The sequence below is a fragment of the Streptomyces canus 299MFChir4.1 genome, from assembly GCF_000383615.1.
Classification (GTDB): domain Bacteria; phylum Actinomycetota; class Actinomycetes; order Streptomycetales; family Streptomycetaceae; genus Streptomyces; species Streptomyces canus_C.
In genome coordinates, this window is the sequence record NZ_KB911596.1 from 193627 (window position 1) to 217782 (window position 24156).

Here is a 24156-nt window from a genome sequence, read left to right on the forward strand (position 1 = left end):
CGTCCCGCCCGCGAGGACCAGCGGCCGCCGCCCGGCCACGGAGGTGTTCCGTGCGCACCGGGCGCGGGGCGGGGGCCACAGCGCCCCCGCGAACTATCGCGCTGATCACGCCACCCAGGCTATCGCTCCTTACAGGGGAGCCGTCATGAGCCGTATGTGTACAAAACCGGAGGTGGAACTTTGACACTCTGCACAGTGTCTACGCCACATCCAGGCCATGACTTTCTCCCCTTCCCTTCGCACACCCTCTTGGCAAGCGCGTCCCGACGGTGCACTTTGCCGACATGACCGCAAAAATCCTCATCGTCACCGGTGACGCAGCAGAGTCACTGGAGGTCCTGTACCCCTACCAACGCCTCCGCGAGGAGGGCTACGACGTCCATGTCGCGGCTCCCGCCCGCAAGCAGCTCCGCTTCGTGGTCCACGACTTCGAACCCGGTTTCGACACCTACACCGAGAAGCCCGGCTACACCTGGCCCGCCGACCTGGCCTTCGCCGAGGTCGACGCCGGTGAGTACGCCGCTCTCGTCATCCCCGGCGGCCGCGCGCCCGAGTACCTGCGCAACGACCCCGAGCTCCGCAAGATCCTCAAGTCCTTCTTCGACGCGGACAAGCCGGTGGCCCAGATCTGCCACGGCCCCCTGCTCACCGCGGCGATCGACGGGCTCCGCGGCCGACGTGTCACGGCCTATCCGGCCCTGGAGCCCGACATGCAGTCGGCCGGAGCGGCCTTCCAGGACACCGAGGTGGTGGTCGACGGCACCTTGGTCTCCTCCCGCGCCTGGCCGGACCACTCGGGCTGGATGCGGGAGTTCCTGAAGGTGCTCAGGGCGAAGGCACCGGTGACCTAGCCGACGGGACGCCGCATGCCGCCGTGGTCGCGGTCGCGGTCGCGGGGCCGGCGTGAACCGGTCACGCCGCTATTCGCTCGGCCTCCGCGACCGCCTCCGCCAAGGTGTCCACCACAGGCACGCCCACCCCTTCGAGGCTGGCCCGGCTGTGCGACCCCCCGGTGTACAGCACGGCCCGCGCCCCCACCCGCATCGCGGCCACCGCGTCGTCCGCGGCGTCCCCGATCACCACGGTCCGGGCCGCGTCCACATCCACGAGCGCGGCGAGATGCCGCTCCATGTGCTCCGCCTTGCTCCCCCCGGACGGTCCCGTCCGCCCGTCCACCCGCAGGAAGTGCGCCTCGATCCCGAACCCGCGCACCAACGGCACCAGCTCGTCATGCACGTACATGCTGAGGATCGACTGGCTGCGCCCGGCCGACCGCCACCCCATGAGCAGTTCCACCGCGCCCTCGGTGAGCCCGCACCCCACCCGGTGCTCGGCGTAGTACCGGTGAAAGGTCTCGTCCATGACCTCCCACTCCGCGTCGGTGGGCAGCCGGCCGAGCAGTCGCTCGTAGAACTTGGGCACCGGCACGCAGTACAGCGCCCGGTACTGCTCCATCGTGATCGGCGCGAGCCCCAGCTCGCCGAACGCCGCGTTCGTCGCCCCGATGATCGCGTCGTTGTCGTGGAACAGCGTGCCGTTCCAGTCCCAGACGATGTGCGCCCCTGTCAGCTTCCCCATGACAAAAACGTACCCGCCCCCACTGACAATGAAGAGACCAGCAGGTCAAGACGGGTAAAGCCGCGACCTGGCACCGCAGGAGACGGCTTCAGCCGCCCAGCCCCACGAGGTTCGGGATCTCCTGCGTCGCGAACCACAGCAGCTCGTGGTCCTCGGCCCCGTCCACGACGAACTGCGCGTCGTCGTCCCCGGCGTCCGCCGCCGCCAGCGCGTCCACGGCGGCGGTGACGTCCTCCACCGCGTCCTCCGAGTCGACGTGCACCGCGGCGGCCTTGGCCAGCTTCACGGCCCCGGCGACCCGCACCTCACCGAGCGCCGCGGGATCCAGTGCCCGGTCGGGATCGGCGACGGCCGCCCCGTCGGCCACGTCGACGGCCACCACGACCCGGCGCCGTACGGCCCCGGCGTCCGCGGCGAGCAGCCGCAGCGACGCGAGCGCGGCCCGGTTCAGCGCCGCGTACTCCAGTTCCTCGATGTCGTCGGAGAGGTACCACTCGCGCAGGGCGGGTGTGACGGCGTAGGCGAGGAGCGGTCCGGCCCCCAGCTCACCCGTCTTGTACGCCTCGGCGAGACCGGAGAGGGTCAGGGGGACGTAGACGCGCATGACTGGCCGCTTTCGTGGTCGGAGAACATCATCGGCGGGGCTCCGCGAAGGCCTTCAGGATACGTGCGGGCGTCCCCTTTCGAGTCCCTGCCCAGACCTCGGCAGGCGTCCACCCCGGGCCCGGAATTCACCCGCCCCGCCCCCGGATTCACGGGCTTCCGCACCCTGCGATCACCCTGATAGGTGAACATGTCCGGCCGCCCGACCCGGTCCGCCCCGCGCTTGCCGCCGCGGTCCGCGGCCCCGTACAAGATCCCCAACCAGAAGTTACCGCCCGGTACTCTCCGGGCCCACTGAACGGGGATCCCATGAACAAGGTCATGACCAGGGCCCAGCACCCTTCCGGCACCCGCCCGTCGGCCCGCCGCGACTCCCGCCGCCCGGGTGGCACGCCGCCCCGCACTCCCGGGGGCAGCACGCCCCGCACGGCCCCGGGCGACGGCCGCCCACCGGGCTCCCCCGGCAGCGGTCCCCGCACCCGTACGGGCCCCACGGACAGCCGTCCGCAGAGCATCCCGGGGCCCAACGCGACGACCACGGGAGCCGCTCGGCGCGGCACCACGGCCGACGCCACGACCACCGGCACGCGCGGCACCACCTCAGGCACGGACAGCGCCTCTACCGGCCCGGGCAACACCGCCACCGCAACGCGCACCGCAGCCCACGGCACCGCCACCCCGGCGGTCGTCCCGCCCCAGGCCCCGCGGCGCCCCGTGGTCCCCCAGCCCCGCCCCACCGACCTCTTCGCCGACCTTCTCCTCGCCGTTCTGAGCGGCCAGCGCCCCGTCCACTCGATGCTCCGGCACACCGCTGGGCGCGCCTACGACGAGCTGGCCCGGCTCGCCGAACGCGGTCCCCTGCGCACCCGCGGCGCCCGGCCCGTCGTCCGGGACATCGGCTACTACGTCCCCCGCCAGGGCGCCGTGGAGGCCTTCGCCCGCATCGGTGCCGGCGACCAGCTGCGCGCCATGGCCTTCCGCCTGGAACAGGGCCAGGACCTGCGCTGGCGCTGCACAGCGGTCGAACTGGGCGGCTCCCGGGCTCCCCGTCCGGACGAGGACTGACAGCCCCGGAGAAGCCCGCGAGTCCCCTCACACGCCGAAGGGCCGGCCACCCCCGAGGTGACCGGCCCTTATCACGTCACGGCGCCACCGGCACCGTCACGTCGATCCACCACGGCGCTCGTCACGCCATGGGCACTACTTCTTGCGCCGGCCCCGACCACGGGACTGCTTGCGCCGCTCCGCGCGCGTGAGGCCGTCCGCCTCGGAGCGCACGGGCTCGTCGTCGTCGGCGAACTCGCCCTCGACGACACCGCCCTCGCCGTCCACGGTCGGCGCGGAGAAGTGCAGGTCCCGGCGCTGCGGGGCGTCGAGTCCCTTCGCGCGGATCTCGGGACGCGCGCCTGCCTGCGCCGGAACGGAGTCCTGCTTGGCGAGGGACGGCCTCTCGTCCTCGACCGGGACCTCCTCGACCTGCTGCTCGACCTGGACCTCCAGGTTGAACAGGTAGCCGACGGACTCCTCCTTGATGCCCTCCATCATGGCGGTGAACATGTCGAAGCCCTCGCGCTGGTACTCGACCAGCGGGTCCTTCTGGGCCATCGCGCGCAGGCCGATGCCCTCCTGGAGGTAGTCCATCTCGTAGAGGTGCTCGCGCCACTTGCGGTCCAGGACCGACAGCACGACCCGGCGCTCCAGCTCGCGCATGATCTCGGAGCCGAGCTGCGCCTCGCGCGCCTCGTACTGCTCGTGGATGTCGTCCTTGATGGACTCGGAGATGTACTCGGCGGTCAGACCCGCGCGGTCGCCCGCCGCCTCCTCCAGCTCCTCGACGGTGATCTTCACCGGGTAGAGCTGCTTGAACGCGCCCCACAGCCGGTCGAGGTCCCAGTCCTCCGCGAAGCCCTCGGCGGTCTCCGCCTCGATGTACGCGTCGATCGTGTCGTCCATGAAGTGCACGACCTGCTCCTGCAGGTCCTCGCCCTCCAGGACGCGGCGCCGCTCGCCGTAGATGACCTCGCGCTGCCGGTTGAGGACCTCGTCGTACTTCAGGACGTTCTTACGGGTCTCGAAGTTCTGCTGCTCGACCTGCGACTGCGCGGACGCGATCGCGCGCGTGACCATCTTGTTCTCGATCGGGACGTCGTCCGGGACGTTCGCCATCGACATCACGCGCTCGACCATCTGGGCCTTGAACAGCCGCATCAGGTCGTCGCCCAGGGAGAGGTAGAAGCGGGACTCACCGGGGTCGCCCTGACGGCCGGAACGACCACGCAGCTGGTTGTCGATACGGCGCGACTCGTGCCGCTCGGTACCGAGGACGTAGAGGCCGCCGAGCTCCTTGACCTCCTCGAACTCCGCCTTGACCGCTCGCTCGGCCTTCTCCAGGGCGGCCGGCAGAGCCGCGGCCCACTCCTCGATGTGCTCCTCGGGGTCGAGGCCGCGCTGACGCAGCTCCGCCTCGGCGAGATCCTCGGGGTTGCCGCCGAGCTTGATGTCGGTACCACGGCCGGCCATGTTGGTGGCGACGGTGACGGCACCCTTGCGGCCGGCCTGGGCGACGATCGTCGCCTCACGGTCGTGCTGCTTGGCGTTCAGCACCTCGTGCTGGACGCCGCGCTTGCTCAGCTGCTGGGAGAGGTACTCGGACTTCTCGACCGACGTCGTGCCGACGAGGATCGGCTGGCCCTTCTCGTGCTTCTCGACGATGTCGTCGACGACCGCCTCGAACTTCGCGACCTCGGTGCGGTAGATCAGGTCCGACTGGTCCTTGCGGACCATGGGCCGGTTGGTCGGAATCGGAACGACGCCGAGCTTGTAGATCTGGTGGAACTCGGCGGCCTCGGTCATCGCCGTACCGGTCATGCCGCAGAGGCCCGGCTGTTCCTTGCCGTTGTGGTCGTGGCGCTTGTACAGGCGGAAGAAGTTCTGCAGGGTGATCGTGGCGAGGGTCTGGTTCTCGTCCTTGATGTCCACCCCTTCCTTCGCCTCGATCGCCTGGTGCATGCCCTCGTTGTAGCGGCGGCCGGCGAGGATACGGCCGGTGTGCTCGTCGACGATCATGACTTCGCCGTCCATGACGACGTAGTCCTTGTCCTTCTTGAAGAGCTCCTTCGCCTTGATGGCGTTGTTCAGGTAGCCCACCAGAGGGGTGTTCACCGACTCGTAGAGGTTGTCGATGCCCAGCCAGTCCTCGACCTTGCTGACACCGGACTCGTGGATGGCGACCGTGCGCTTCTTCTCGTCGACCTCGTAGTCGCCGGTCTCCTCGATGCCCTTGAGGGGGTTGCCGGCCTCGCCCTTCTTCAGGCGGGTGACCAGCTTGGCGAAGTCGCCGTACCACTTGGTGGCCTGGTCGGCCGGGCCGGAGATGATCAGCGGCGTACGGGCCTCGTCGACCAGGATGGAGTCGACCTCGTCGACGATGGCGAAGTTGTGGCCGCGCTGGACGAGTTCGTCCTTGGACCACGCCATGTTGTCGCGCAGGTAGTCGAAGCCGAACTCGTTGTTCGTGCCGTAGGTGATGTCGCAGTTGTACTGCTCGCGACGCTGGGCCGGCGTCATGTTGGCGAGGATGCAACCGACCTCGAGGCCCAGGAACTTGTGGACGCGGCCCATCATCTCGGAGTCGCGCTCGGCCAGGTAGTCGTTGACCGTGATGAGGTGGACGCCCTTGCCGGACAGCGCGTTCAGGTACGCGGGCAGCGTGCCGACGAGCGTCTTGCCCTCACCGGTCTTCATCTCGGCCACGTAGCCGAGGTGGAGGGCGGCGCCGCCCATGATCTGCACGTCGTAGTGGCGCTGGCCGAGCGCGCGCTTGGCGGCCTCGCGCACGGTGGCGAACGCCTCTGGGAGCAGGTCGTCCAGGCTCTCACCGTCGGCGTACCGCTGCTTGTACTCCTCGGTCAGGGCCCGCAGCTCGGCGTCGGAGAGGTCGATGAAGTCCTCTTCGATGGAGTTGACCTGGTCCGCGATGCGGTGCAGCTTGCGCAGGATCTTGCCTTCGCCTGCACGCATGATCTTCGAGAGGACGGACACGGGGGTTGGTCTCCTTGCCGGTCGGGCCTGGGACGGTCGGTTTCCATTTGACTTACTGAGCAACGGCCATCGTATGCGAGGACCCCGCCACGTCGGGAGGCCTGCTGGGTACGCCGACTGTCAGCTCTTTCAAATCTGCTTCAAAGGGGACAACGGAGGGGGAACGCCGATGGTGCCGCGCCCCGCTCACGAATTGCGCGAATTGTGATCACTCGCTCACTCACAGCGAAACCGATGGCGTCTTCACCGAACACCTGAGCAGAATCGGCCGATGGAACCCGTCACGCTGACCACGGACCGTCTCCTGCTGCGGCCGCCCACTCCGCGGGACACCGAGACCGTCCTCGCGGCCGTGCAGGACCCCGACATCCTGCGCTGGACCACGATCCCCTCGCCCTACCTGGTGGAGCACGCCCAGAGCTTCACGGAACAACTGGCCCCGACAGGCTGGGCGAACGACACGCTGTTCACCTGGGGTCTCTTCCTCCCCGAAGGGGAGGACCTGGTCGGCATGCTGGGCCTGACCATGCGCTCGCCGGGCACGGCCGAGATCGGCTACTGGGCCACCAAGGAACACCGCGGAAACGGCTACGTCACCGAAGCGGTGCGCGCCGCCTCCCGCTGGGCGTTCACGCGGCTGTCGATCGACCGAGTGGAGTGGCGCGCGGAAGTGGGCAACCAGCCCTCCCTCGCGGTGGCGGAACGCGCCGGTTTCGTCGTCGAGGGCGTCCTGCGCTCCGGCCTCGCCCACCAGGGCGTGCGCCGGGACTGCTGGGTAGGTGCGCTGCTGCCCTCGGACCTGGGCCTGCCGTCCACGTTGCAGTACCTCCCCGCGGCTCCGTAGATCCGCAGCTCACCTCCCGTTGTCAGTGCCGGCCTCTATCGTTCGGACCCATGACGACTGCGCCTCCCACCACCGACCTCTCGGCCGACGAGGCCCGCCGCATCGTGCTGCGCGCCCAGGGCTTCCTCGGCACCCCCGACCGCCGGGCCGGAGTCCGCGGCGTCCTCCGTCACCTCGGCGCGGTCCAGCTCGACACCATCTCGGTCCTCGCCCGCTCCCACGAGCTGATCCCGTACGCCCGTCTCGGTGCGGTGGGCCGCAAGAGCGTGGAGGCCGCCTACTGGACGACCACTCCCCTCGGCGCGTCTCCGGACCGACCCCACGCTTTCGAATACTGGTCGCACGCGGCGTGCATCCTCCCCATCGAGGAATGGCCCCACTTCGCCTTCCGCCGCCGTGCCTACCGCAGCCGCCCGCACTGGAACCACCAGCTCCCGGACGGCACCTATGACCAGGTCATCAAGCAGCTCCGCACCGAAGGCCCCCTCACCGCAACAGAGTTGGGCGGCGCGAAGAAGACCAGCGAGTGGTGGGACTGGTCGGGCACCAAGGTCGCCGTCGAGCGTGCCCTGATGTACGGCGAGGTGGTCTGCGTGGAGCGCCGCGGCTGGAAGCGCGTGTACGACCTCGCGGAGCGCGCCGTGCCCGCCGACCTGCTCCACGACGAGCTGGACGACACCGAGTGCGTGCGTCGCCTGGTCGGTCTCGCCGGCCAGGCGCTGGGCGTCGGCACCCGCGCGGACATCGCCGACTACCACCGCCTCAGGGGCGAACAGGTCGACGCGGTGATCGCCGACTCGGGTCTGGTGCCGGTGACGGTCGAGGGCTGGGGCAAGCCTGCCTGGGCCGATCCCGCCGCTCTGGAGACAGCACCGCGCGGGCGCCACCGCACCACTCTGCTGTCCCCGTTCGACTCCCTGATCTGGGAACGCGCGCGCACGGAGCGGATCTTCGGCTTCACCCACCGCCTGGAGGCGTACGTCCCCAAGCCCAAGCGGGTCTACGGCTATTTCGCGATGCCGGTGCTGGCCGGTGGCCGTCTCGTCGGCCGCGTGGACCCGGCCCGGGAGGGGAGCACGCTGGTGGCCAGGCAGGTCACTGTGGACGGCCCGAAGGCGCTCCCGGCGGTCGCCCAGGCCCTGGTCGAGGCGGCGAGCTGGGTGGACTGCACGGACATCCGGGTCGAGCGGGTGGACTCACCGGACCTGCGCGAGCCCCTCGTGAAGGCACTAGCGGATCTCTAGGATCTTCTCCCGCATCGCGTAGACCACCGCCTCCATCCTGGAGTGCAGCTGCAGCTTCTCCAGGATGTTGCGCACATGGTTCTTCACGGTGTTCTCGGAGATGAACAACTCCTTCGCGATGTCGCGGTTGTTCATCCCGGTGGCGACGAGCTTGAGAACCTCCAGCTCACGGTCGGTCAGCCGCGGGGCCGGCACGAGACGGCGCTCGTCCGTCCGCTGGATCATCGACTTGAACTCGGTGAGCAGTTTCGACGCCATGGAAGGGCTGATCTGCGACTGTCCGTCGGCCACGGCGCGAATGGCGGTGGCCACCTCGTCCGTCGAGATCTCCTTGAGGAGATATCCGGTCGCGCCCGCCTTGATCGCGTCGTAGAGGTCGGCTTCCTCATCGCTGATCGTCAACATGATGATCTTGGCGCTGGGTGCCACTTCCTTGATGGAGGTGCAGGCCTCGATCCCGCCCCTCTTGGGCATCCGCACGTCCATCAGAACGATGTCCGGCAGCAGGTCGGCGGCCTTGTCGACGGCCTCGGCGCCGTCGCCCGCCTCCCCCACGACCTGGATGTCCTCCTCGGCCGCGAGCACGATCTCCAGTCCGCGCCGGAAGAGAGCGTGGTCGTCCACGACGAGAACCCGGATCGGCTCCTTGCGTGGAGAGCCCGTGTCCGCGCCCATGCCGACGACACCGTCGCCGGCGTCCGCGCCGTGCAGCGGTCCGAAGCTGTCCGCCATCGTTCCTCCCCCTGAAGGCTGTGGCTGATCCTGTGCCATCGCCAACCCAAGGCAACGACCCACCGGTTGGGCCGGTGGGGCCATGATTTCATGCCCAGACGACAGTGAGGTGACAGAGCGGGGCGCGAAGTGGTCGCACGCGGGTGCCCCTGGGGGCGCACACGCGCTCCAGGGGCACCGGCTCAGCTGTCATCCGGGAGGGTCAGCTGCCCGTCGTGTCGCCGGCCGCGGGAGAGTGCGCCCGGGCGACCATCGGGTCCGTGCTCAGGTGGATGACGCCGTAGTCATAGGCGTGCCGCCGGTAGACGACACTCGGTTCCTTGGTCTCGGAGTCGACGAACAGATAGAAGTCGTGCCCGACCAGTTCCATCTCGTAGAGCGCCTGGTCGAGGGTCATCGGGGAGGCGACGTGGGTCTTCTCACGGACGACGAGGGGACCTTCACCCTTGATCTCCAGCGAGCCGATCTTCTTGACGGGCACGCCGTCCGAGTCTTCCTCGTGGACGGGGTGGCCGTTGCCGTTGAGCGTCGCCGCGTCCGGAACGTGGTCGGGGACCTCAGCTGCCGTGAGCCGCCGTGCGCCCCTGCGCGTGTGGCGCTTGTCGTGCTCCTTGCGAAGCCGGGCGTCCAGCTTCTCCGCCGCCAAGTCAAGTGCCGCATACGGGTCGCTGGCTGCCGCTTCCGCCCGGATCACCGGACCGCGGGAGCGGAGCGTGATCTCCACTCGGTCACAGCGGTCGGCCTGTCGGGGGTTCGGCTCCTTGGACACCTCGACGTCGAGGCTGATCACCTTGCCATCGAGCTTCTGGATCTTCTCCAGCTTCAGCTTCTCGGCCACGTGCTTGCGGAACCGCTCGGGCACCTCGGTCTTGCGGCCCTTGACGACGATGTCCACGCAGAACTCCGTTCCCGGATCGCTCCGCCTCGATGCGGAGCATCTCCCTTTTGCACCAGGCTCCGGTGAGCCCCGGAACCTCGGACTCGGTGACGTCCACCTCCTCCCCCGCGGGCAAGATCTCCATTCCACCGTCGCGGGTGATGGTGGAAATCCCGCGGGCACGGCATTCGGATCTGCGAGGTGTGGCCTGCGCCTTTCTCTCACAACCGAACATATCTCGCCTGGACGGATGTCGTCACCCTCTACCGCGGTGTACCTCCGTTCAGGTGAATTGATCCTCTCGTAACCTGCAACGATGCAACTACACAGTCAGTTCCGGTTTATTTCGAAGGAATCCGGCGACGCCGCGACCACGGCCGCACAGACGACGTCACGCACTCCCCCGGCGCCCGCCGTTGTCGCCACGCAGCGCTCCCGGTCCGTGTCCTCCTCCGTCACTGCGACCATCCGTTCCCCCATGCCTTCCCGAGTTGCCGCGGTGTACACGAGGACCGTCGGATCATCGCCGCATCCGGCCACCACTCGTCCACCACGGCGCCCGCTTCCGTCCTGCCGCCGTTCGCCATGGCATCCGTCCGTTCCCAGCGACCGAGGACCGCTGCGCTCTCCTTGTCCCTGTTGTCGATGATCACGGTGTCCGGCGGTCGTCCGTTCACCGCGGCGAGCGATGCTCTCCCGAGCGCCCACCGCCCGGTTCTCCCGAGCCCTCGCCGCCCGAAGCTCGCCAGCCCGCGCCTCCTGGACAGCCCGCGCCGCCTCGGTCAGGGACGCTCCCGTCGTCATCAGGTCGTCGACCAGCACCACCAGCCCCTCGGCCAGAAGCCGTCCGCCACCGGGAATCACGGTCAGCGCGCCCGCGAGATTGTCCAGCCGCTGCCGGGAGTTGAGCCCCGACTGGTCGGCCACCCCCCGCCGCTGCCGCAGGACGGCGACCACCCGCGCCGCCATCCCCGCCCGCCGCAGCTCTCCCGCTGCAGCAAGGGCGATCCGCCGCGTCGGATCATGCCCCCTGGCCCGAACCGCCCGCCGCGCGGACGGCACAGGAACGAGCAAGACGGGCACACCGATCCCGTCTTCCTCCCATCCCCCACGAGCGCACACACCCGGCCTCGGGCCACCGGTCCCGGTGCCGGTTGCGGTTCCGCCCAACGACTCACCCCCCGACAAGCCACGTGCGGCTAGGGTCTCTGCCCCCGGCACTCCGCTGCCCTTACCCCTGCCGCTGCCCAAGGCGTCTACACCAGAGGCACGGCCGACCCTGTCCCAGGCCGCCTCGACACCTGCCCCGTCCCGGATCCCGGCCAAAGCTACTTCACCTGTCCCACCTACCGCCCACGACCACCCGGCCCCGCCGACAGAGGCCATGCACGCACCCGCCCCCCGGGCAGAGTCCACAAACGTCCCCGCCCCACCAGCCCGCCCCACAGACGTGTCCGCCCCACCAGCCTCCGCCCCGTCAAGGCCCCCCGTGCCGCACCCAGCAGGTCCACCCCCCTCCAACTCCCCACCACGCCCGACCGAGGCCCCACAACCCTGCTCCCAGGCCCCCCAAGGCCACTCCCACGCCGATACCTCACCCCCCGGCTCACACACCTCCCGCACGCTCGCCCACACAGCCCCCGCCAGAGCCGTACCGAGCGGGCCCGCAAGGCCCATTGCCCCCCTCTCCTTGTGGGCCAGCAACACCGCCCGTACCGAATCCGCATACCGAGCCGCCGCGTGCACGACCGGCAGTCCGGGCGGCTCCGGCACCGGTCGCACCCGGCTCGGCGCGGCCCCGTACAAGGCGGCACGGCACTCCGGACAGAGCGCCGTGCGAGGCTTCCCGCAGCCTCCACACTCGGCCGGCAGCACCAGATCGGTGAGGTCCTGCCACCACCCCCGCATGCCCACCACTGTGCCAACGCCGAAGCCGACAGACCACCCCTGTGGATAACTCCCTGTGGAAAACCCTGGCCCGGGGCGCGAACAACAGTTCCCACCACAATTACCGGCCCTATACAGCGAACCGGCAGACCGCGCACACGGCCCGCGAATCAACCCCGTACGACGATTCCGACCCGCCCCGCTGGCGAATCCGAACCGCCGCAGGCCATGAATCCCCACCCGCCCCAGAACAAAAGCGGCCACCCTCGCCGGGACCTCGCCCCGGCAAAAGCGGCCGCTCCCGACAGGGCGGTCCCGTCACCTCAGCCCGGATAGACCGGCGCCGTCCCGTCCGCGTCCACCTTCTGCCACTGCGCCCCGGACGGCAGCCGTACGATCCCGTCCTCCGAGTAGGCGACGAGGGGCATGTCGGCGTCCTCGGACGCCGCGAGCTCCTTCACACCCGTGAGCGCGGCCGGCGGCGGCCCCTCCGGAGTGGAGCCGTCGACCTGGACGTAGCGCGTCTGCTGCACGCCGCCCTGCTCGCGCCCGACCACCACGAGCCTGCTGTCGCCGGCCCAGGACATGGTCGTGACCTCCTCAAGGTCCGGTGTCGTGGAGCGCAGCTCCCGCACCGAGACGCTCTGAGGGTCCCCGGTCCTGCCCTCCCGCTCGATCCGCCCGATGAACAGCGACTGCTTGCCGCCCTTCTCCACGACGAGGGCGATCCGCACCCCGTCTGCGGCCACCCGCAGGTCCCTGATACGCCCGTCGAGCCCCGGAGTCTCCACCTCCAGCGGCTTGCCCGCGCCCTCCTTGAACAGCAGCAGCCGCGGATCGACGGGGTTCCGGTCGGCCACCCACAGATCGCCCTCGGTGTCCCAGCTCGGCGTGGTCAGCCGGTCCCCGGTCGTCTTGCCGCTGCTGACCAGCACCGGCTCTCCGAGCGACCCGCCCGACACCAGCGACCCTACGTACAGCGCCTTGCCGTCGAGGCCGACACCGGCCGCCGTGTGCTCGTCACGCGAGACGGCCACCGACCGCAGATCCTTGTCGCCTTCGCCCAGCGCTCCGGGCACCGCCACCGGCTGGGCCTTCGTACCGCTGCCGTCCGGCTCCGCCGAGACCCGTACGAGCCGGTGCTCGCCGTTCACGAAGTACAGGAACTCGGGCTTCTCGACGGATCCGCGCGTGGCGTCCCCGTTGGCGTCGGTCTCGGCGGCGGAGCACAACTGCCTGCCGCCCGCCTGCAGCTCGACCTCGTCCACGGCAGGGGTGAGGCCCTGCAGGGTGAACAGCAGTTGGGCCGCCATCGCCTTGCACTGGTCCGCACCGACGTGCTCGGCCTTGTCGTTGAGCGGCACCGTCAGCGTGCTCCGGTCGTCGGGAGCCAGCGAGGAGACGCCGATCCTGAGGGCCGTGCCGGTGGGAAAACTCGTCCTGACGACGGGATCGAGCCAGGTCGTCGGCCCGCTGAGCAGGGAGCGCACCAACTGCGTCATGGGGTCCACGCGCTCGCGCACATACACGGGGTCGGCGACCGCCACGGTCTGCGGAGCCGTCACCGCCCTGGTGTTCGACGCGAAGTAGTACTTATTGACGGACACGTAGTTCCGCTGGAAGTCCGACCTGCCCATGACGACACCGCGCGGAGGGCTGTCGATCCGCCACTGCTTGGTCTTCTTGTCGTGGACGAGGTGCACGGTCTCCCGGTACTCGCCCGATGCCGGCGAGTACGACTGCTGCGCGTCCACCACCGCCACCTTGGTGCCGACCAGAGTGAACGACTTGTCGTCGCTCTGCTCCCGGTCCACGGGCGGCACCACGTCCGCACCGGGTCCGTCGTCGAGGACCGTGGTGGACAGCCCCGGCTGCCACTGCTTCGCCGCACTCGGGGTCAGGTACTTGCGGGCCGTCTCGTAGTTCGGATCGTCGCTGGTCAACGCTTCGAGAAAGCCCTGCACGATGTCCGTGGGCTCGGCGTCCTCCCGCGGCGGCATCGCGAAGACTCGCACCGGCGTGTCCTGCCGCGCCGTGGAGTCGACCCCGCGCAGATCCCCGCTGTCCGGCATGGAGGCACACCCCGCCAGCAGTACGACGCCACAGGCGGCGTACGCCACGGTCCGCCCCGGCGTGCGCCAGCCGCGCCCCTCGCGGTCAGCGTCCACGGAAGGCCTCCCCCTGCTGTTCGTACGACTCCTGTGACCCGGCGTCCGGACGGCCGGCGGTCCCACCGCCTGGCGTGTGCCCGCCCGAAGAGCTGTCCGGCCGTGGCGCACTCGACGACGGCCGGGGCACCACGCGCGCGCCGTTGCCCGGCAACGCCGTCGGATCCGCCGTGGGTGCCACGGTGGCCGACCTGGGCGCTATCGGATCCCGCGAGGTCACTTGGTCGCCCATCGGCTGAGCCGGCACGGTGGCCGTCTTGTCGCCGCCCCCACGCGGCAGACCGGCGTCATCCAGTCCACGATTGCGGCGCGAGTCCTTGGGCTCCAGCGGTATCGGCGAGCCCCGCAGCGGCTCGTCGGCCGTCCTCGGCAACGTCAGCCGGAACTGCGAACCGCCACCCGGCTCACCCCACGCCTGCAGCCAGCCGCCGTGCAGCCGCGCGTCCTCCAGGGCGATGGACAGCCCCAGCCCGGTACCGCCGGTGGTACGCGCGCGTGCCGGGTCGGCCCGCCAGAAGCGGCTGAACACGCGCGTGGCCTCGCCGGGCTTGAGGCCGACGCCGTAGTCGCGCACCGCGATCGCGACCGCCCCGCCCGCCGAAGCCAGCTTGACGACGACGTCCTTGCCCTCGCCGTGCTCGACGGCGTTGACGACGAGATTGCGCAGCACCCGCTCCACCCGCCGGGCGTCGGCCTCGGCTATGACAGGCTGCTGGTCACCCACGATCCGGACCGTCGAGCCCTTGCGCTCGGCAAGCGGCGCGGCCCCGCCGACCACGCGCCGTACGACGTCCCTGAGGTCTATCGGCTCGGCCTCCAGCGCGGCCGCGCCCGCGTCGAACCGGCTGATCTCCAGCAGATCCGCGAGCAGCGTCTCGAACCGGTCCAGCTGGTCGGCGAGCAGCTCGGCCGACCGAGCGGTCATCGGATCGAAGTCCTCGCGCGCGTCATGGATGACGTCGGCGGCCATCCGCACGGTCGTCAGCGGTGTCCGAAGCTCGTGCGACACGTCCGATACGAACCGCCGCTGCATCCGCGACAGGTCCTCCAACTGCTGGATCTTCAGCTGAAGGTTCTGCGCCATCTTGTTGAAGGCCTCGCCGAGCCGCGCGATGTCGTCCTCGCCGGTGACCTTCATCCGCTCCTGGAGCCGCCCGGCGGACAGCCGCTCGGCGATCCCGGCCGCCATCCGCACCGGCGTGACGACCTGCCGCACCACGAGCCAGGCGATCGCTCCGAGGAGTACGACGACGAAGAGCCCGGCGGTCGCCAGGGTCCCCTTGACCAGGCTGAGCGACTTCTCCTCCTGGGTGAGCGGGAAGAGGTAGTACAGCTGGTACGGGTCGCCGTTGGGGTCGTTGACCTGCTTGCCGATGACCAGGGCCGGCTGGGGCTCCTGGTAGGGGTCGTAGACGATGCGGGTGTAGCTCTGGGCGGCAGTCGTACTGTCGTCGATCTTCTCGCGCAGAGCCTCGGGGACGCTGGCCGTCGGGTCGACGTCGCCCGAGGCACGCGGGCCGCGCCCGCTCCCGCTGTCACCGCCCACGGGCAGGGTCACCACGTCGAAGGCGCCCTGACCGCCGCTGGAGAGGGAGTAGACGAGATTACTCATCCACTCGATGACGAACTGGTCGGACTGACCGTCCGACGCGGCCGTGTCGTCGGTCCCGGCGTCGGCCTCCTCCGCCTTCTGCTTGGCCACCGCGAACCCTCCGGTGGCCTGGCTCTGAGACGCCTTGACCTTGGCGTCGAGGAGTCCGTTGCGCACCTGCCCGATGACGACGAAGCCCAGCAGGAGGACCACGCCGAGCGACATCAGCAGGGTCGTGGCGACGACCTTGAGCTGGATGTTGCGCCGCCACAGCCGCATCACGGGCAGCAGCGGCCTGCGCACCCAGCGCATGAGGAGCCTCAGGACAGGGCTTCCCTGGACTCCGCCCTGGAGCAGGCCGCCCTCCACGAAACGTCCCCAGCGGGAACCCGCCGACTTCCGCCCGACAGGCCGCCCCGCGTCCGCCCCGGTCCGCCGGGGCGACGACGCGGCACTGTCTCCGGACATGTCAGCTGGGTCCTGCCTTGTACCCCACACCACGGACGGTCACCACGATCTCGGGCCGCTCCGGGTCCTTCTCGACCTTGGAGCGCAGCCGCTGTACATGCACGTTGACGAGCCGGGTGTCGGCGGCGTGCCGATAGCCCCACACCTGCTCCAGGAGCACCTCACGCGTGAACACCTGCCACGGCTTGCGCGCGAGCGCGACCAGCAGGTCGAACTCCAGCGGTGTCAGCGCGATCGACTGCCCTTCCCGCTTCACGGAGTGCCCGGCCACGTCGATGACCAGGTCGCCGATGGCGAGCTGCTCGGGAGCCGGCTCCTCCGACCTCCGAAGCCGCGCCCGGATCCGGGCCACGAGCTCCTTCGGCTTGAACGGCTTCACGATGTAGTCGTCGGCGCCGGACTCCAGCCCCACGACGACATCCACCGTGTCGCTCTTGGCCGTCAGCATCACGATCGGCACCCCGGACTCCGCCCTGATCAGACGGCACACCTCGATACCGTCCCGCCCGGGCAGCATCAGATCCAGCAGCACCAGATCCGGTTTGGCCTCACGGAACGCGGCCAGCGCCTTGTCACCGTCGGCTACGAAAGACGGCTCAAAACCTTCACCACGCAGCACGATGCCCAACATCTCGGCAAGTGCGGTGTCGTCGTCGACGACAAGGACTCGTCCCTTCATAAAGACATCATCCCATTCTCATAACAGTGGTGAAGGCAGTGGTGAGACAGCTCACCGACCAGTGACCTTAGTCGTACTGGACCATCACTGTCTGCCTCGACCGCCGCAGTGGGGACAGCCGCGGATGTCAGCCGGAATACGTGGCCACTCCATCCACTTCAGCTGATCGTCACCTCCCGGGACCTGGCGCACAACTCGGCAAGGGCCTCGGCCGTCACCGGCGACACCACGCCCTCCTCCGTGACGATCGCCGTCACCAGCTCCGGAGGTGTCACATCGAAGGCCGGGTTGTACGCCTGCGTCCCCAGCGGCGCCACCGGAATCCCGCCGCCCGCCTCCGCGCCGGCCACCGGCACCTGAGGCGCCGCGAGCTCGGTCACCTCGTGCCCGGCCCGCTGCTCCACCTCGATCGACGCCCCGTCCGGGGTGTCCGGATCCACCGTGGTCACCGGCGCCACCACGATGAACGGCACATGGTGATACCGCGCGAGCACCGCCAGCGGATAGCTCCCCACCTTGTTCGCCACCGAGCCGTCGGCCGCGATCCGGTCGGCCCCGATCAGCACCGCGTCCACCTCCCCGGCCGCGAACAGCGAGCCCGCCGCGTTGTCGGTCAGCAAGGTGTACGCCATCCCGCTGCGCGCCGCCTCGTACGCCGTCAGCCGCGCGCCCTGGAGCAGCGGACGCGTCTCGTCCACCCACAGCCGCCGCAGCCGCCCCGCCCGGTGAGCCGCGAGCGCCACCGCGAAGGCCGTCCCCTCACCGCCCGACACCAGCGAACCGGTGTTGCAGTGGGTCAGGATCCGGTGTCCGCCGCCCGGCAGCAGCTCGTCCAGCAGCGCCAGCCCGCGCTCGGCCATCGCCGCACTGGCCGCCGCGTCCTCCGCGTGCAGCCTGCGCGCCGCCGCCAGCGCCGCCCCGGCCGCCAGTTCCTGGTCGCCGCTCTTGCCGAGCTCGGCCCGGTAGGCGGCCTCGGCTCTGCGCACCCCGACAGCGAGGTTCACCGCGGTCGGACGCGCGCCCGCCAGCACGGCCGCCGCCTCGTCCACGTCGAACCCGCGCGCGGCGGCGAGCGCGACACCGTAGGCCCCCGCGATGCCGAGCAACGGCGCCCCGCGCACGGCAAGCGAACGGATCGCCTCCACCAGCGCGGACGCATCCGTACAGACCAGTTCCACCTCCTCGGCCGGCAGCCTCGTCTGGTCGAGAAGCACCAGCACGGGGCCTTCAGGTGGCTCGTCCCAGCGGATCGCCGGTATCTCGGTGGGCTTGCTGTCCTCGCCGGATTGCACGTACTGATCAGCCATGCGATCAGTCTGCCCCTTGTCAGCCGGAGTATTGAAGGTGTGCAGCCCATACCGCGGCTGGTCACTCGCCGACCACCCCATGGCACGATGGCTGCCAACCTGCCGCCGCGCCCGCGGACGGGCACCGTGAAGGAGCGACGATGAACGACACTCCGGGCTGGGCCTCGCCCGGATCCGCCCCGTCCGACGGGCACGAGCCCGGCACGTCCGGTCCCGCCGAGCCCGCCGCCGGGCCCGACACCGCACAGCCCGCGCAGCAGCCGGAGAACAACCCGCAGGACGCCGACTCCAAGTGGTCGCAGGAGCAGCCGCCACCCGGGCAGTGGTCCGCCCCCACAGGCCCCGCCGCTCCCGGCCAGGCCCCTCCGCCCCCGCCTCCCGGCTCTGGCTGGGGAACGCAGCCCCCCGCCGGCCCGCCCGGAGGCTACAGCCCTCCCCCGGGCTGGGGCGGCGGCTACGGCGGCTGGGGCGGCCCCCCGCCCGCGGCCAAGCCCGGCGTGATCCCCCTGCGCCCCCTCGGTGTGGGCGAGATCCTCGACGGCGCGGTCTCCACCATGCGCACCTACTGGCGCACCGTCCTCGGCATCTCGCTGACCGTCGCCGTCGTGACCCAGGTCCTCGTCATCCTGCTCCAGGGCTTCGTCCTGAACGACAGCGCGGGAACCGAGGCTCTTAACGACCCCAGCGCCAGTGCCGACGAGCTGACCCACGCCCTGGGCGAGACCATGCTCGGCACCACCGTCGTCTTCCTGATCTCCCTCATCGGTACGGTCGCCGCCACCGCGCTGCTGACGACCGTCACCAGCCGGGCCGTGCTCGGCAGGCCGGTCACCACCGGGGAGGCATGGCGCGACGCCCGCCCGCAGGTGCCCAGGCTGTTCGGCCTGATCTTCCTGCTGCTGCTCATCACCTTCGGCGTGCTCGCCGTCGGGGCACTGCCCGGCATCCTCGTGGCCGCCGCGGGCTCGAACGGCGGCGGTATCGCCCTCGCGATCCTCGGCGTCCTCGGTGCCGCCGTCGTCGCGGTGTGGCTGATGATCCGCTTCTCCCTGGCCTCGCCCGCGCTGATGCTGGAGAAGCAGAGCATCGTGAAGTCGATGAGCCGCTCCACGAAGCTGGTCCGCGGCTCCTGGTGGCGGGTCCTCGGCATCCAGCTGCTGGCCGGGATCATCGCGAACATCGTCGCGGCGATCGTCGTCATCCCCTTCACCTTCCTCGCCGCGGCGCTCAGCGGCGAGGGTGTCGGCGGCTTCGTCAACGGCACCGGCGACCTCGGCTGGACGTTCCTCATCATCAGCGGCGTCGGCTCGGTGATCGGCTCCATGATCACCTTCCCGATCACGGCGGGCGTCACCGTGCTCCTCTACATCGACCAGCGCATCCGCCGCGAAGCCCTCGATCTCGAACTGGCCCGCGCGGCCGGCGTCCAGGACTACGGCACCCGCCCCACTACCGGGAGCTGATGCGGTGAACCTTCCGGGGGGAGTGCTCACGATGCTGCGCGCCGTCGACACCTTCGTGCTGTCACTGGCACGGTCCGACGACGAACCGCCGCTGACGATCCCGCGCGACCCCGCGCGGGAGGCGGCCCGCCGCGAGCTGTCCAAGCGCATGTACCACGAGAACGACCCCAGCTGGTTCCAGCGCGCACTCAACGCGTTCTGGGACTGGGTCGGCAAGCTGTTCAACGCGGCCTCGTCGGCGACCCCGGGCGGAGCACTCGGCCTGGTCGTCGTCATTGCCGCGATCGTCCTGGTGGTGGGCGCGCTGTGGTGGCGACTGGGCACCCCGGGCCGCGTGCCCGCCTCCTCCGCCGCCCTGTTCGACGACCGCCCCCGCAGCGCCGCCGACCACCGCGCGGCCGCGGAGGCACACGCGGCCCAGGGCCACTGGAACCAGGCCGTACAGGAGCGCATGCGCGCGATCGTCCGCTCCCTGGAGGAGCGCGCCCTCCTCGACGTCCGTCCCGGCCGCACCGCGGACGAGGCCGCCGCGGAAGCGGGCCGCGCCCTGCCCTCCCACACGGACCGGCTGCGCTCCGCGGCCCGGGACTTCGACGACGTCACGTACGGCGGCCGGGCCGCGACCGAGCAGTCGTACGACCGCATCACCGAACTCGACCGCGCCCTGGAACGCACCAAGCCGGTCCTCGCGAACAGCACGAGCGGCACGACCAGCACCGACAGCAGCCACACCGCGGACCACAACGCCCGCCGGGGAGCCGCCGAATGACCACCGAGGCCACGCTCCCGTCCACCTCGGCCTCGCCCACCGCCCGCCAGGTGTGGACCCGCGCGCGAGGCATCGTGCTCGCCCTGGTGCTGCTCCTCGTCGCGGCCGTGGCGATCGCGGCGATCCGCTCCACCGAACGCCACGGCAGCCTCGACCCGCGCTCCGCGGATCCCTACGGCAGCCGCGCCGTCGCCGAACTCCTCGCCGACCGAGGCGTCGACACCCGCGTGGTCACCACCCTGGACGAGGCACGCGCCGCAGCCGGCCCCGACACCACGCTCCTGGTCGCCGTACCCGACCTCCTGACGCACCGCCAGCAGAGCAGCCTGCGCTCCGCGACCGCCGACTCCGGCGGCCGTACTGTCCTCGTCGCCGCCAGCAGCTGGTCCGTCGAGCGACTGGCCCCCGGCGTCGTCGCGGACCCCGCCACCAGCCTCGACTCGACGCTCTCCCCCGACTGCGGCCTGTCTGCGGCTCAGCGCGCGGGCACCGCCGACACCGGCGGCATCCGCTACACCGTCACCCACCCCGGCAACGACGAGTGCTACCCCAGCGAGCGCCTGCCCACCCTCGTACGTGTCCCGGCGGCCTCCGGGGACGGCGACACCGTCGTACTCGGCGCGCCCGACATCCTCTACAACGACACCCTCGACGAGCGGGGCAACGCCTCGCTCGCCCTCCAACTCCTCGGCTCCCGCCCCCATCTGGTCTGGTACCTCCCCTCGCTGTCCGACTCCTCCGCCACCGACCCGGGCGAGGAAAAGGGCTTCCTCGACCTGCTCCCCTCGGGCTGGCTCTGGGGCACACTTCAGCTCTTCTTCGCGGCAGCTCTCGCCGCCCTGTGGAGGGCACGCCGACTCGGCCCCCTGGTGCCCGAGAAACTCCCCGTGGCGATCCGCGCCTCCGAGACCGTCGAAGGCCGCGCCCGCCTCTACCGCAAGGCCAACGCCCGCGACCGCGCGGCCACCGCTCTTCGCTCCACCACCCGCACCCGCCTCGCCCCCCTCACAGGCGTCCCCGTCGCCCAGGCGCACGCGCCCGAAGCCCTGCTCCCCGCCCTGTCCGCCCATCTCCACAGCGCAGGACACGGACAGTCCCTGCACTCCCTGCTCTTCGGCCCGCCGCCCGGCGACGACGCCGCCCTCATCTCCCTAGCCGACCAACTCGACGCCCTCGAAAGAGAGGTACGCCGTTCATGATGGACCCGACCACTGACAACGCCGGGACCACCGGGGACCCGGACGCCGCCCGGGCCTCCCTGGAAGCCCTGCGCGCCGAGATCGCCAAAGCCGTGGTCGGCCAGGACCCCGCCGTGACCGGTCTTGTCGTCGCCCTCCTCTGCCGCGGACACGTACTACTAGAAGGAGTCCCCGGGGTCGCCAAAACGTTGCTCGTCCGCGCCCTCGCATCCGCCCTCGAACTCGACACCAAGCGCGTCCAGTTCACCCCCGACCTCATGCCCAGCGATGTGACGGGCTCCCTCGTCTACGACACCCGCAGCGCCGAGTTCTCCTTCCAGCCCGGCCCTGTCTTCACCAACCTCCTCCTCGCGGACGAGATCAACCGCACTCCGCCCAAGACCCAGTCCTCCCTCCTGGAGGCCATGGAGGAGCGGCAGGTCACGGTCGACGGCACCCCGCGCCTGCTCCCCGACCCGTTCCTGGTCGCCGCGACCCAGAACCCAGTGGAGTACGAGGGCACCTACCCACTCCCCGAAGCCCAGCTGGACCGTTTCCTCCTCAAGCTGACGATCCCGCTCCCTTCCCGCCAGGATGAGATCGACGTCCTCACCCGCCATGCCGAGGGCTTCAACCCCCGCGACCTCAAGGGCGCAGGCCTGCGCTCCGTGGCAGGCCCCGCCGATCTCGAAGCCGCCCGCGCAGCGGTCGCCAAGACCACGGTCTCCCCCGAGATCACCGCTTACGTCGTCGACATCTGCCGCGCCACCCGCGAGTCCCCGTCCCTCACCCTCGGGGTCTCCCCACGCGGCGCCACCGCCCTCCTGGCCACCTCGCGCGCGTGGGCGTGGCTGACCGGCCGCGACTACGTCATCCCCGACGACGTGAAGGCCCTGGCCCTTCCCACCCTCCGCCACCGCGTACAACTGCGCCCGGAGGCCGAGATGGAGGGCGTGACAGCCGACTCCGTCATCAACGCGATCCTCGCTCACGTCCCGGTTCCCCGCTGATGGCCCTCACCGGACGCGCCGCACTTGTCGCAGCCCTGGGTTCCCTCCCCGTCGGCATCTGGGAACCCAGCTGGACGGGCATCCTCGCGGTCAACGCCCCCCTGGCAGTGGCCTGCGCCTGCGACTTCGCCCTGGCGGCACCCGTACGACGGCTCAGCCTGACCCGCTCCGGCGACACCTCCGCCCGCCTGGGCGAGACGGCCGACGTCACCCTCACGGTCACCAACCCGTCCGGCCGCCCGCTCCGCGCCCACCTCCGCGACGCCTGGCCCCCCAGCAGTTGGCAGCCCGGCACGGAGGTGGAATCCTCCCGCCACCGACTGACGGTCCCGGCCGGCGAACGCCGACGCCTCACCACTCGCCTACGCCCCACCCGCCGCGGTGACCGCCACGCCGACCGCGTGACGATTCGCTCCTACGGCCCCCTCGGGCTCTTCGCCCGCCAGGGCACCCACAAGGTCCCCTGGACGGTCCGCGTCCTGCCCCCCTTCACCAGCCGAAAGCACCTCCCCTCAAAGCTCGCCCGCCTGCGCGAGCTGGACGGCCGCACCAGCGTCCTCACCCGCGGTGAAGGCACGGAGTTCGACAGCCTGCGCGAATACGTTCCCGGCGACGACACCCGTTCCATCGACTGGCGAGCCACCGCCCGCCAGACCTCCGTCGCCGTACGCACCTGGCGCCCCGAACGCGACCGCCACATCCTCGTCGTCCTCGACACCGGCCGCACCTCGGCAGGACGCGTAGGCGACGCTCCCCGCCTCGACGCCTCCATGGACGCTGCCCTGCTCCTGGCCGCCCTCGCCTCCCGCGCCGGCGACCGCGTGGACCTCCTCGCCTACGACCGTGGAGTACGCGCCCTGGTCCAAGGCCGAACAGCCAACGACCTGCTCCCCTCGCTGGTCGGTGCGATGGCCACCCTCGAACCCGAACTCGTCGAAACGAACGCCCGCGGCCTCACGGCCACAGCCCTGCGTACGGCCCCCCGCCGCTCCCTGATCGTGCTGCTCACCAGCCTCGACGCCGCGCCCATCGAAGAGGGCCTGCTGCCCGTACTTCCTCAGCTCACCCAACGGCACACGGTCCTTCTGGCTTCAGTGGCGGATCCTCACATCGCTCGCATGGCCACGGCACGCGGCAACACCGAAGCGATCTACGAGGCCGCGGCCGCCGCCCAAGCCCAGACGGAACGCCATCGCACTGCGGAACAACTCCGCCGCCACGGAGTGACGGTCGTCGACGCCACACCGGACGACCTGGCTCCAGCGCTGGCCGACGCCTATCTGGCATTGAAAGCAGCCGGGCGCCTCTAAACAAAAAAAGGGGGGCGCATAGCCCCCCTGAGATGAAACAAACCACAAAACGCAGAAAGGCCCACACCATAAGGTGTGGGCCTTTCCACTCTAAAAGGAGCTCGGCGGTGTCCTACTCTCCCACAGGGTCCCCCCTGCAGTACCATCGGCGCTGTAAGGCTTAGCTTCCGGGTTCGGAATGTAACCGGGCGTTTCCCTCACGCTATGACCACCGAAACACTATGAAGTTCGACCGGAAAAAGACACAGTCGTTGCCTCAGAACTAACACAGTGGACGCGAGCAACTGAGGACAAGCCCTCGGCCTATTAGTACCGGTCACCTCCACCCATTACTGGGCTTCCAGATCCGGCCTATCAACCCAGTCGTCTACTGGGAGCCTTAACCCCTCAAGGGGGTGGGAGTCCTC

Annotated in this window: 19 protein-coding genes, 2 rRNA genes and 1 pseudogene; 9 read left to right on the forward strand and 13 right to left on the reverse strand. The window is 70.3% G+C overall.

The features are described from left to right. Positions 1-284 precede the first annotated feature (284 nt). Positions 285-851: a DJ-1/PfpI family protein gene (locus H293_RS0128795; protein WP_020121290.1), complete on the forward strand. Its 567-nt coding sequence runs from the start codon at positions 285-287 to the stop codon at positions 849-851. A 61-nt stretch (positions 852-912) separates the two neighbouring features. Here H293_RS0128795 and H293_RS0128800 read toward each other — a convergent pair whose 3' ends face one another. Both H293_RS0128800 and H293_RS0128805 read right to left on the reverse strand, forming a co-directional pair. Beyond that, entirely contained in the window at positions 913-1578 is a 666-nt protein-coding gene (locus H293_RS0128800; protein WP_020121291.1) for an HAD family hydrolase, read from the reverse strand. 88 nt (positions 1579-1666) lie between these two features. Further along, positions 1667-2182, reverse strand: coding sequence for a DUF6912 family protein (locus tag H293_RS0128805; protein WP_020121292.1), 516 nt, complete (start codon positions 2180-2182; stop codon positions 1667-1669). 308 nt (positions 2183-2490) lie between these two features. Here H293_RS0128805 and H293_RS0128810 point away from each other — a divergent pair, with 308 nt between their 5' ends. Next, positions 2491-3246, forward strand: coding sequence for an Rv3235 family protein (locus tag H293_RS0128810; protein ID WP_020121293.1), 756 nt, complete (start codon positions 2491-2493; stop codon positions 3244-3246). Between the two features lie 135 nt (positions 3247-3381). On the opposite strand, the gene secA is transcribed toward H293_RS0128810, so the two are convergent. Then, on the reverse strand, positions 3382-6222 hold the full coding sequence (gene secA, locus H293_RS0128815; protein WP_020121294.1) for a preprotein translocase subunit SecA: 2841 nt from the start codon (positions 6220-6222) through the stop codon (positions 3382-3384). Between the two features lie 271 nt (positions 6223-6493). Between secA and H293_RS0128820 the strand changes: the two genes are divergently transcribed. Together H293_RS0128820 and H293_RS0128825 are read left to right on the forward strand one after the other, a co-directional pair. Continuing rightward, positions 6494-7066 carry a GNAT family N-acetyltransferase gene (locus tag H293_RS0128820; RefSeq protein WP_020121295.1) on the forward strand — a complete coding sequence of 191 codons (573 nt, stop codon included), beginning with the start codon at positions 6494-6496 and terminating at the stop codon, positions 7064-7066. A gap of 50 nt (positions 7067-7116) precedes the next feature. After that, positions 7117-8310 (forward strand): winged helix-turn-helix domain-containing protein, encoded by a 1194-nt coding sequence (locus H293_RS0128825; RefSeq protein WP_020121296.1) that lies wholly within the window; start codon positions 7117-7119, stop codon positions 8308-8310. On the opposite strand, the gene H293_RS0128830 is transcribed toward H293_RS0128825, so the two are convergent. The 8 genes and pseudogenes from H293_RS0128830 to mtnA all read right to left on the reverse strand — a co-directional run bounded on the left by H293_RS0128830 (position 8296) and on the right by mtnA (position 18019). Next, positions 8296-9042 carry a response regulator gene (locus H293_RS0128830; RefSeq protein WP_020121297.1) on the reverse strand — a complete coding sequence of 249 codons (747 nt, stop codon included), beginning with the start codon at positions 9040-9042 and terminating at the stop codon, positions 8296-8298. The two genes, H293_RS0128825 and H293_RS0128830, sit on opposite strands and share 15 nt — an antisense overlap. A 202-nt stretch (positions 9043-9244) precedes the next feature. Next, positions 9245-9937 carry a ribosome hibernation-promoting factor, HPF/YfiA family gene (hpf, locus tag H293_RS0128835; RefSeq protein WP_020121298.1) on the reverse strand — a complete coding sequence of 231 codons (693 nt, stop codon included), beginning with the start codon at positions 9935-9937 and terminating at the stop codon, positions 9245-9247. Between the two features lie 312 nt (positions 9938-10249). Next, entirely contained in the window at positions 10250-10876 is a 627-nt protein-coding gene (locus tag H293_RS61705; protein ID WP_106968433.1) for a ComF family protein, read from the reverse strand. Between the two features lie 660 nt (positions 10877-11536). Next, positions 11537-11827 (reverse strand): annotated as a pseudogene (locus H293_RS62005) (ComF family protein); the annotation flags it as partial. Positions 11828-12129: 302 nt separating this feature from the next. Beyond that, the gene (locus tag H293_RS0128845) at positions 12130-13974 is read right to left on the reverse strand and encodes an LpqB family beta-propeller domain-containing protein (RefSeq protein ID WP_020121300.1); all 1845 of its coding nucleotides are present in this window, start codon (positions 13972-13974) and stop codon (positions 12130-12132) included. Beyond that, positions 13964-16033: an MtrAB system histidine kinase MtrB gene (gene mtrB, locus H293_RS0128850; protein WP_028808280.1), complete on the reverse strand. Its 2070-nt coding sequence runs from the start codon at positions 16031-16033 to the stop codon at positions 13964-13966. Before mtrB ends, H293_RS0128845 begins: the two co-directional genes overlap by 11 nt. Position 16034: 1 nt before the next feature. Next, entirely contained in the window at positions 16035-16712 is a 678-nt protein-coding gene (gene mtrA / locus H293_RS0128855; RefSeq protein ID WP_005486885.1) for a two-component system response regulator MtrA, read from the reverse strand. Positions 16713-16870: 158 nt separating this feature from the next. Then, positions 16871-18019, reverse strand: coding sequence for an S-methyl-5-thioribose-1-phosphate isomerase (gene mtnA, locus H293_RS0128860; RefSeq protein ID WP_020121302.1), 1149 nt, complete (start codon positions 18017-18019; stop codon positions 16871-16873). A 140-nt stretch (positions 18020-18159) separates the two neighbouring features. On the opposite strand from mtnA, the gene H293_RS0128865 reads away from it, so the two are divergent. Genes H293_RS0128865 through H293_RS0128885 form a run of 5 tightly spaced genes read left to right on the forward strand, consistent with a single transcriptional unit; the run spans position 18160 to position 23749 of the window. Further along, positions 18160-19482: a DUF7847 domain-containing protein gene (locus H293_RS0128865; RefSeq protein WP_020121303.1), complete on the forward strand. Its 1323-nt coding sequence runs from the start codon at positions 18160-18162 to the stop codon at positions 19480-19482. 31 nt (positions 19483-19513) lie between these two features. Continuing rightward, the gene (locus tag H293_RS0128870) at positions 19514-20251 is read left to right on the forward strand and encodes a DUF4129 domain-containing protein (protein ID WP_033415759.1); all 738 of its coding nucleotides are present in this window, start codon (positions 19514-19516) and stop codon (positions 20249-20251) included. After that, positions 20248-21450, forward strand: a complete 1203-nt coding sequence (locus H293_RS0128875) for a DUF4350 domain-containing protein (protein ID WP_020121305.1) — start codon at positions 20248-20250, stop codon at positions 21448-21450. The genes H293_RS0128870 and H293_RS0128875 overlap by 4 nt, the downstream gene beginning before the upstream one ends. Beyond that, a complete protein-coding gene (locus H293_RS0128880; RefSeq protein WP_020121306.1) occupies positions 21450-22439 on the forward strand; it encodes an AAA family ATPase in 990 nt (329 codons plus the stop codon). The genes H293_RS0128875 and H293_RS0128880 overlap by 1 nt, the downstream gene beginning before the upstream one ends. Next, positions 22439-23749 carry a DUF58 domain-containing protein gene (locus tag H293_RS0128885; RefSeq protein WP_020121307.1) on the forward strand — a complete coding sequence of 437 codons (1311 nt, stop codon included), beginning with the start codon at positions 22439-22441 and terminating at the stop codon, positions 23747-23749. Before H293_RS0128880 ends, H293_RS0128885 begins: the two co-directional genes overlap by 1 nt. A gap of 99 nt (positions 23750-23848) precedes the next feature. On the opposite strand, the gene rrf is transcribed toward H293_RS0128885, so the two are convergent. Together rrf and H293_RS0128895 are read right to left on the reverse strand one after the other, a co-directional pair. Beyond that, positions 23849-23965: ribosomal RNA gene (gene rrf / locus H293_RS0128890) — 5S ribosomal RNA — on the reverse strand. 70 nt (positions 23966-24035) lie between these two features. Next, positions 24036-24156, reverse strand: a 23S ribosomal RNA gene (locus H293_RS0128895); the annotation flags it as partial.

Excerpts from the sequence above, each read along its gene's own strand:
- H293_RS0128830 (WP_020121297.1), bottom strand. The coding sequence starts at position 9,042 with ATGGCGGACAGCTTCGGACCGCTGCACGGCGCGGACGCCGGCGACGGT.
- mtrA (WP_005486885.1), bottom strand. The coding sequence starts at position 16,712 with ATGAAGGGACGAGTCCTTGTCGTCGACGACGACACCGCACTTGCCGAG.
- H293_RS0128880 (WP_020121306.1), top strand. The coding sequence starts at position 21,450 with ATGGACCCGACCACTGACAACGCCGGGACCACCGGGGACCCGGACGCC.
- H293_RS0128885 (WP_020121307.1), top strand. The coding sequence starts at position 22,439 with ATGGCCCTCACCGGACGCGCCGCACTTGTCGCAGCCCTGGGTTCCCTC.
- H293_RS0128805 (WP_020121292.1), bottom strand. The coding sequence starts at position 2,182 with ATGCGCGTCTACGTCCCCCTGACCCTCTCCGGTCTCGCCGAGGCGTAC.
- H293_RS0128810 (WP_020121293.1), top strand. The coding sequence starts at position 2,491 with ATGAACAAGGTCATGACCAGGGCCCAGCACCCTTCCGGCACCCGCCCG.
- H293_RS0128820 (WP_020121295.1), top strand. The coding sequence starts at position 6,494 with ATGGAACCCGTCACGCTGACCACGGACCGTCTCCTGCTGCGGCCGCCC.
- H293_RS0128870 (WP_033415759.1), top strand. The coding sequence starts at position 19,514 with ATGCTGCGCGCCGTCGACACCTTCGTGCTGTCACTGGCACGGTCCGAC.
- mtnA (WP_020121302.1), bottom strand. The coding sequence starts at position 18,019 with ATGGCTGATCAGTACGTGCAATCCGGCGAGGACAGCAAGCCCACCGAG.
- H293_RS0128800 (WP_020121291.1), bottom strand. The coding sequence starts at position 1,578 with ATGGGGAAGCTGACAGGGGCGCACATCGTCTGGGACTGGAACGGCACG.
- mtrB (WP_028808280.1), bottom strand. The coding sequence starts at position 16,033 with ATGTCCGGAGACAGTGCCGCGTCGTCGCCCCGGCGGACCGGGGCGGAC.
- H293_RS0128875 (WP_020121305.1), top strand. The coding sequence starts at position 20,248 with ATGACCACCGAGGCCACGCTCCCGTCCACCTCGGCCTCGCCCACCGCC.
- H293_RS0128865 (WP_020121303.1), top strand. The coding sequence starts at position 18,160 with ATGAACGACACTCCGGGCTGGGCCTCGCCCGGATCCGCCCCGTCCGAC.
- H293_RS0128825 (WP_020121296.1), top strand. The coding sequence starts at position 7,117 with ATGACGACTGCGCCTCCCACCACCGACCTCTCGGCCGACGAGGCCCGC.
- H293_RS0128795 (WP_020121290.1), top strand. The coding sequence starts at position 285 with ATGACCGCAAAAATCCTCATCGTCACCGGTGACGCAGCAGAGTCACTG.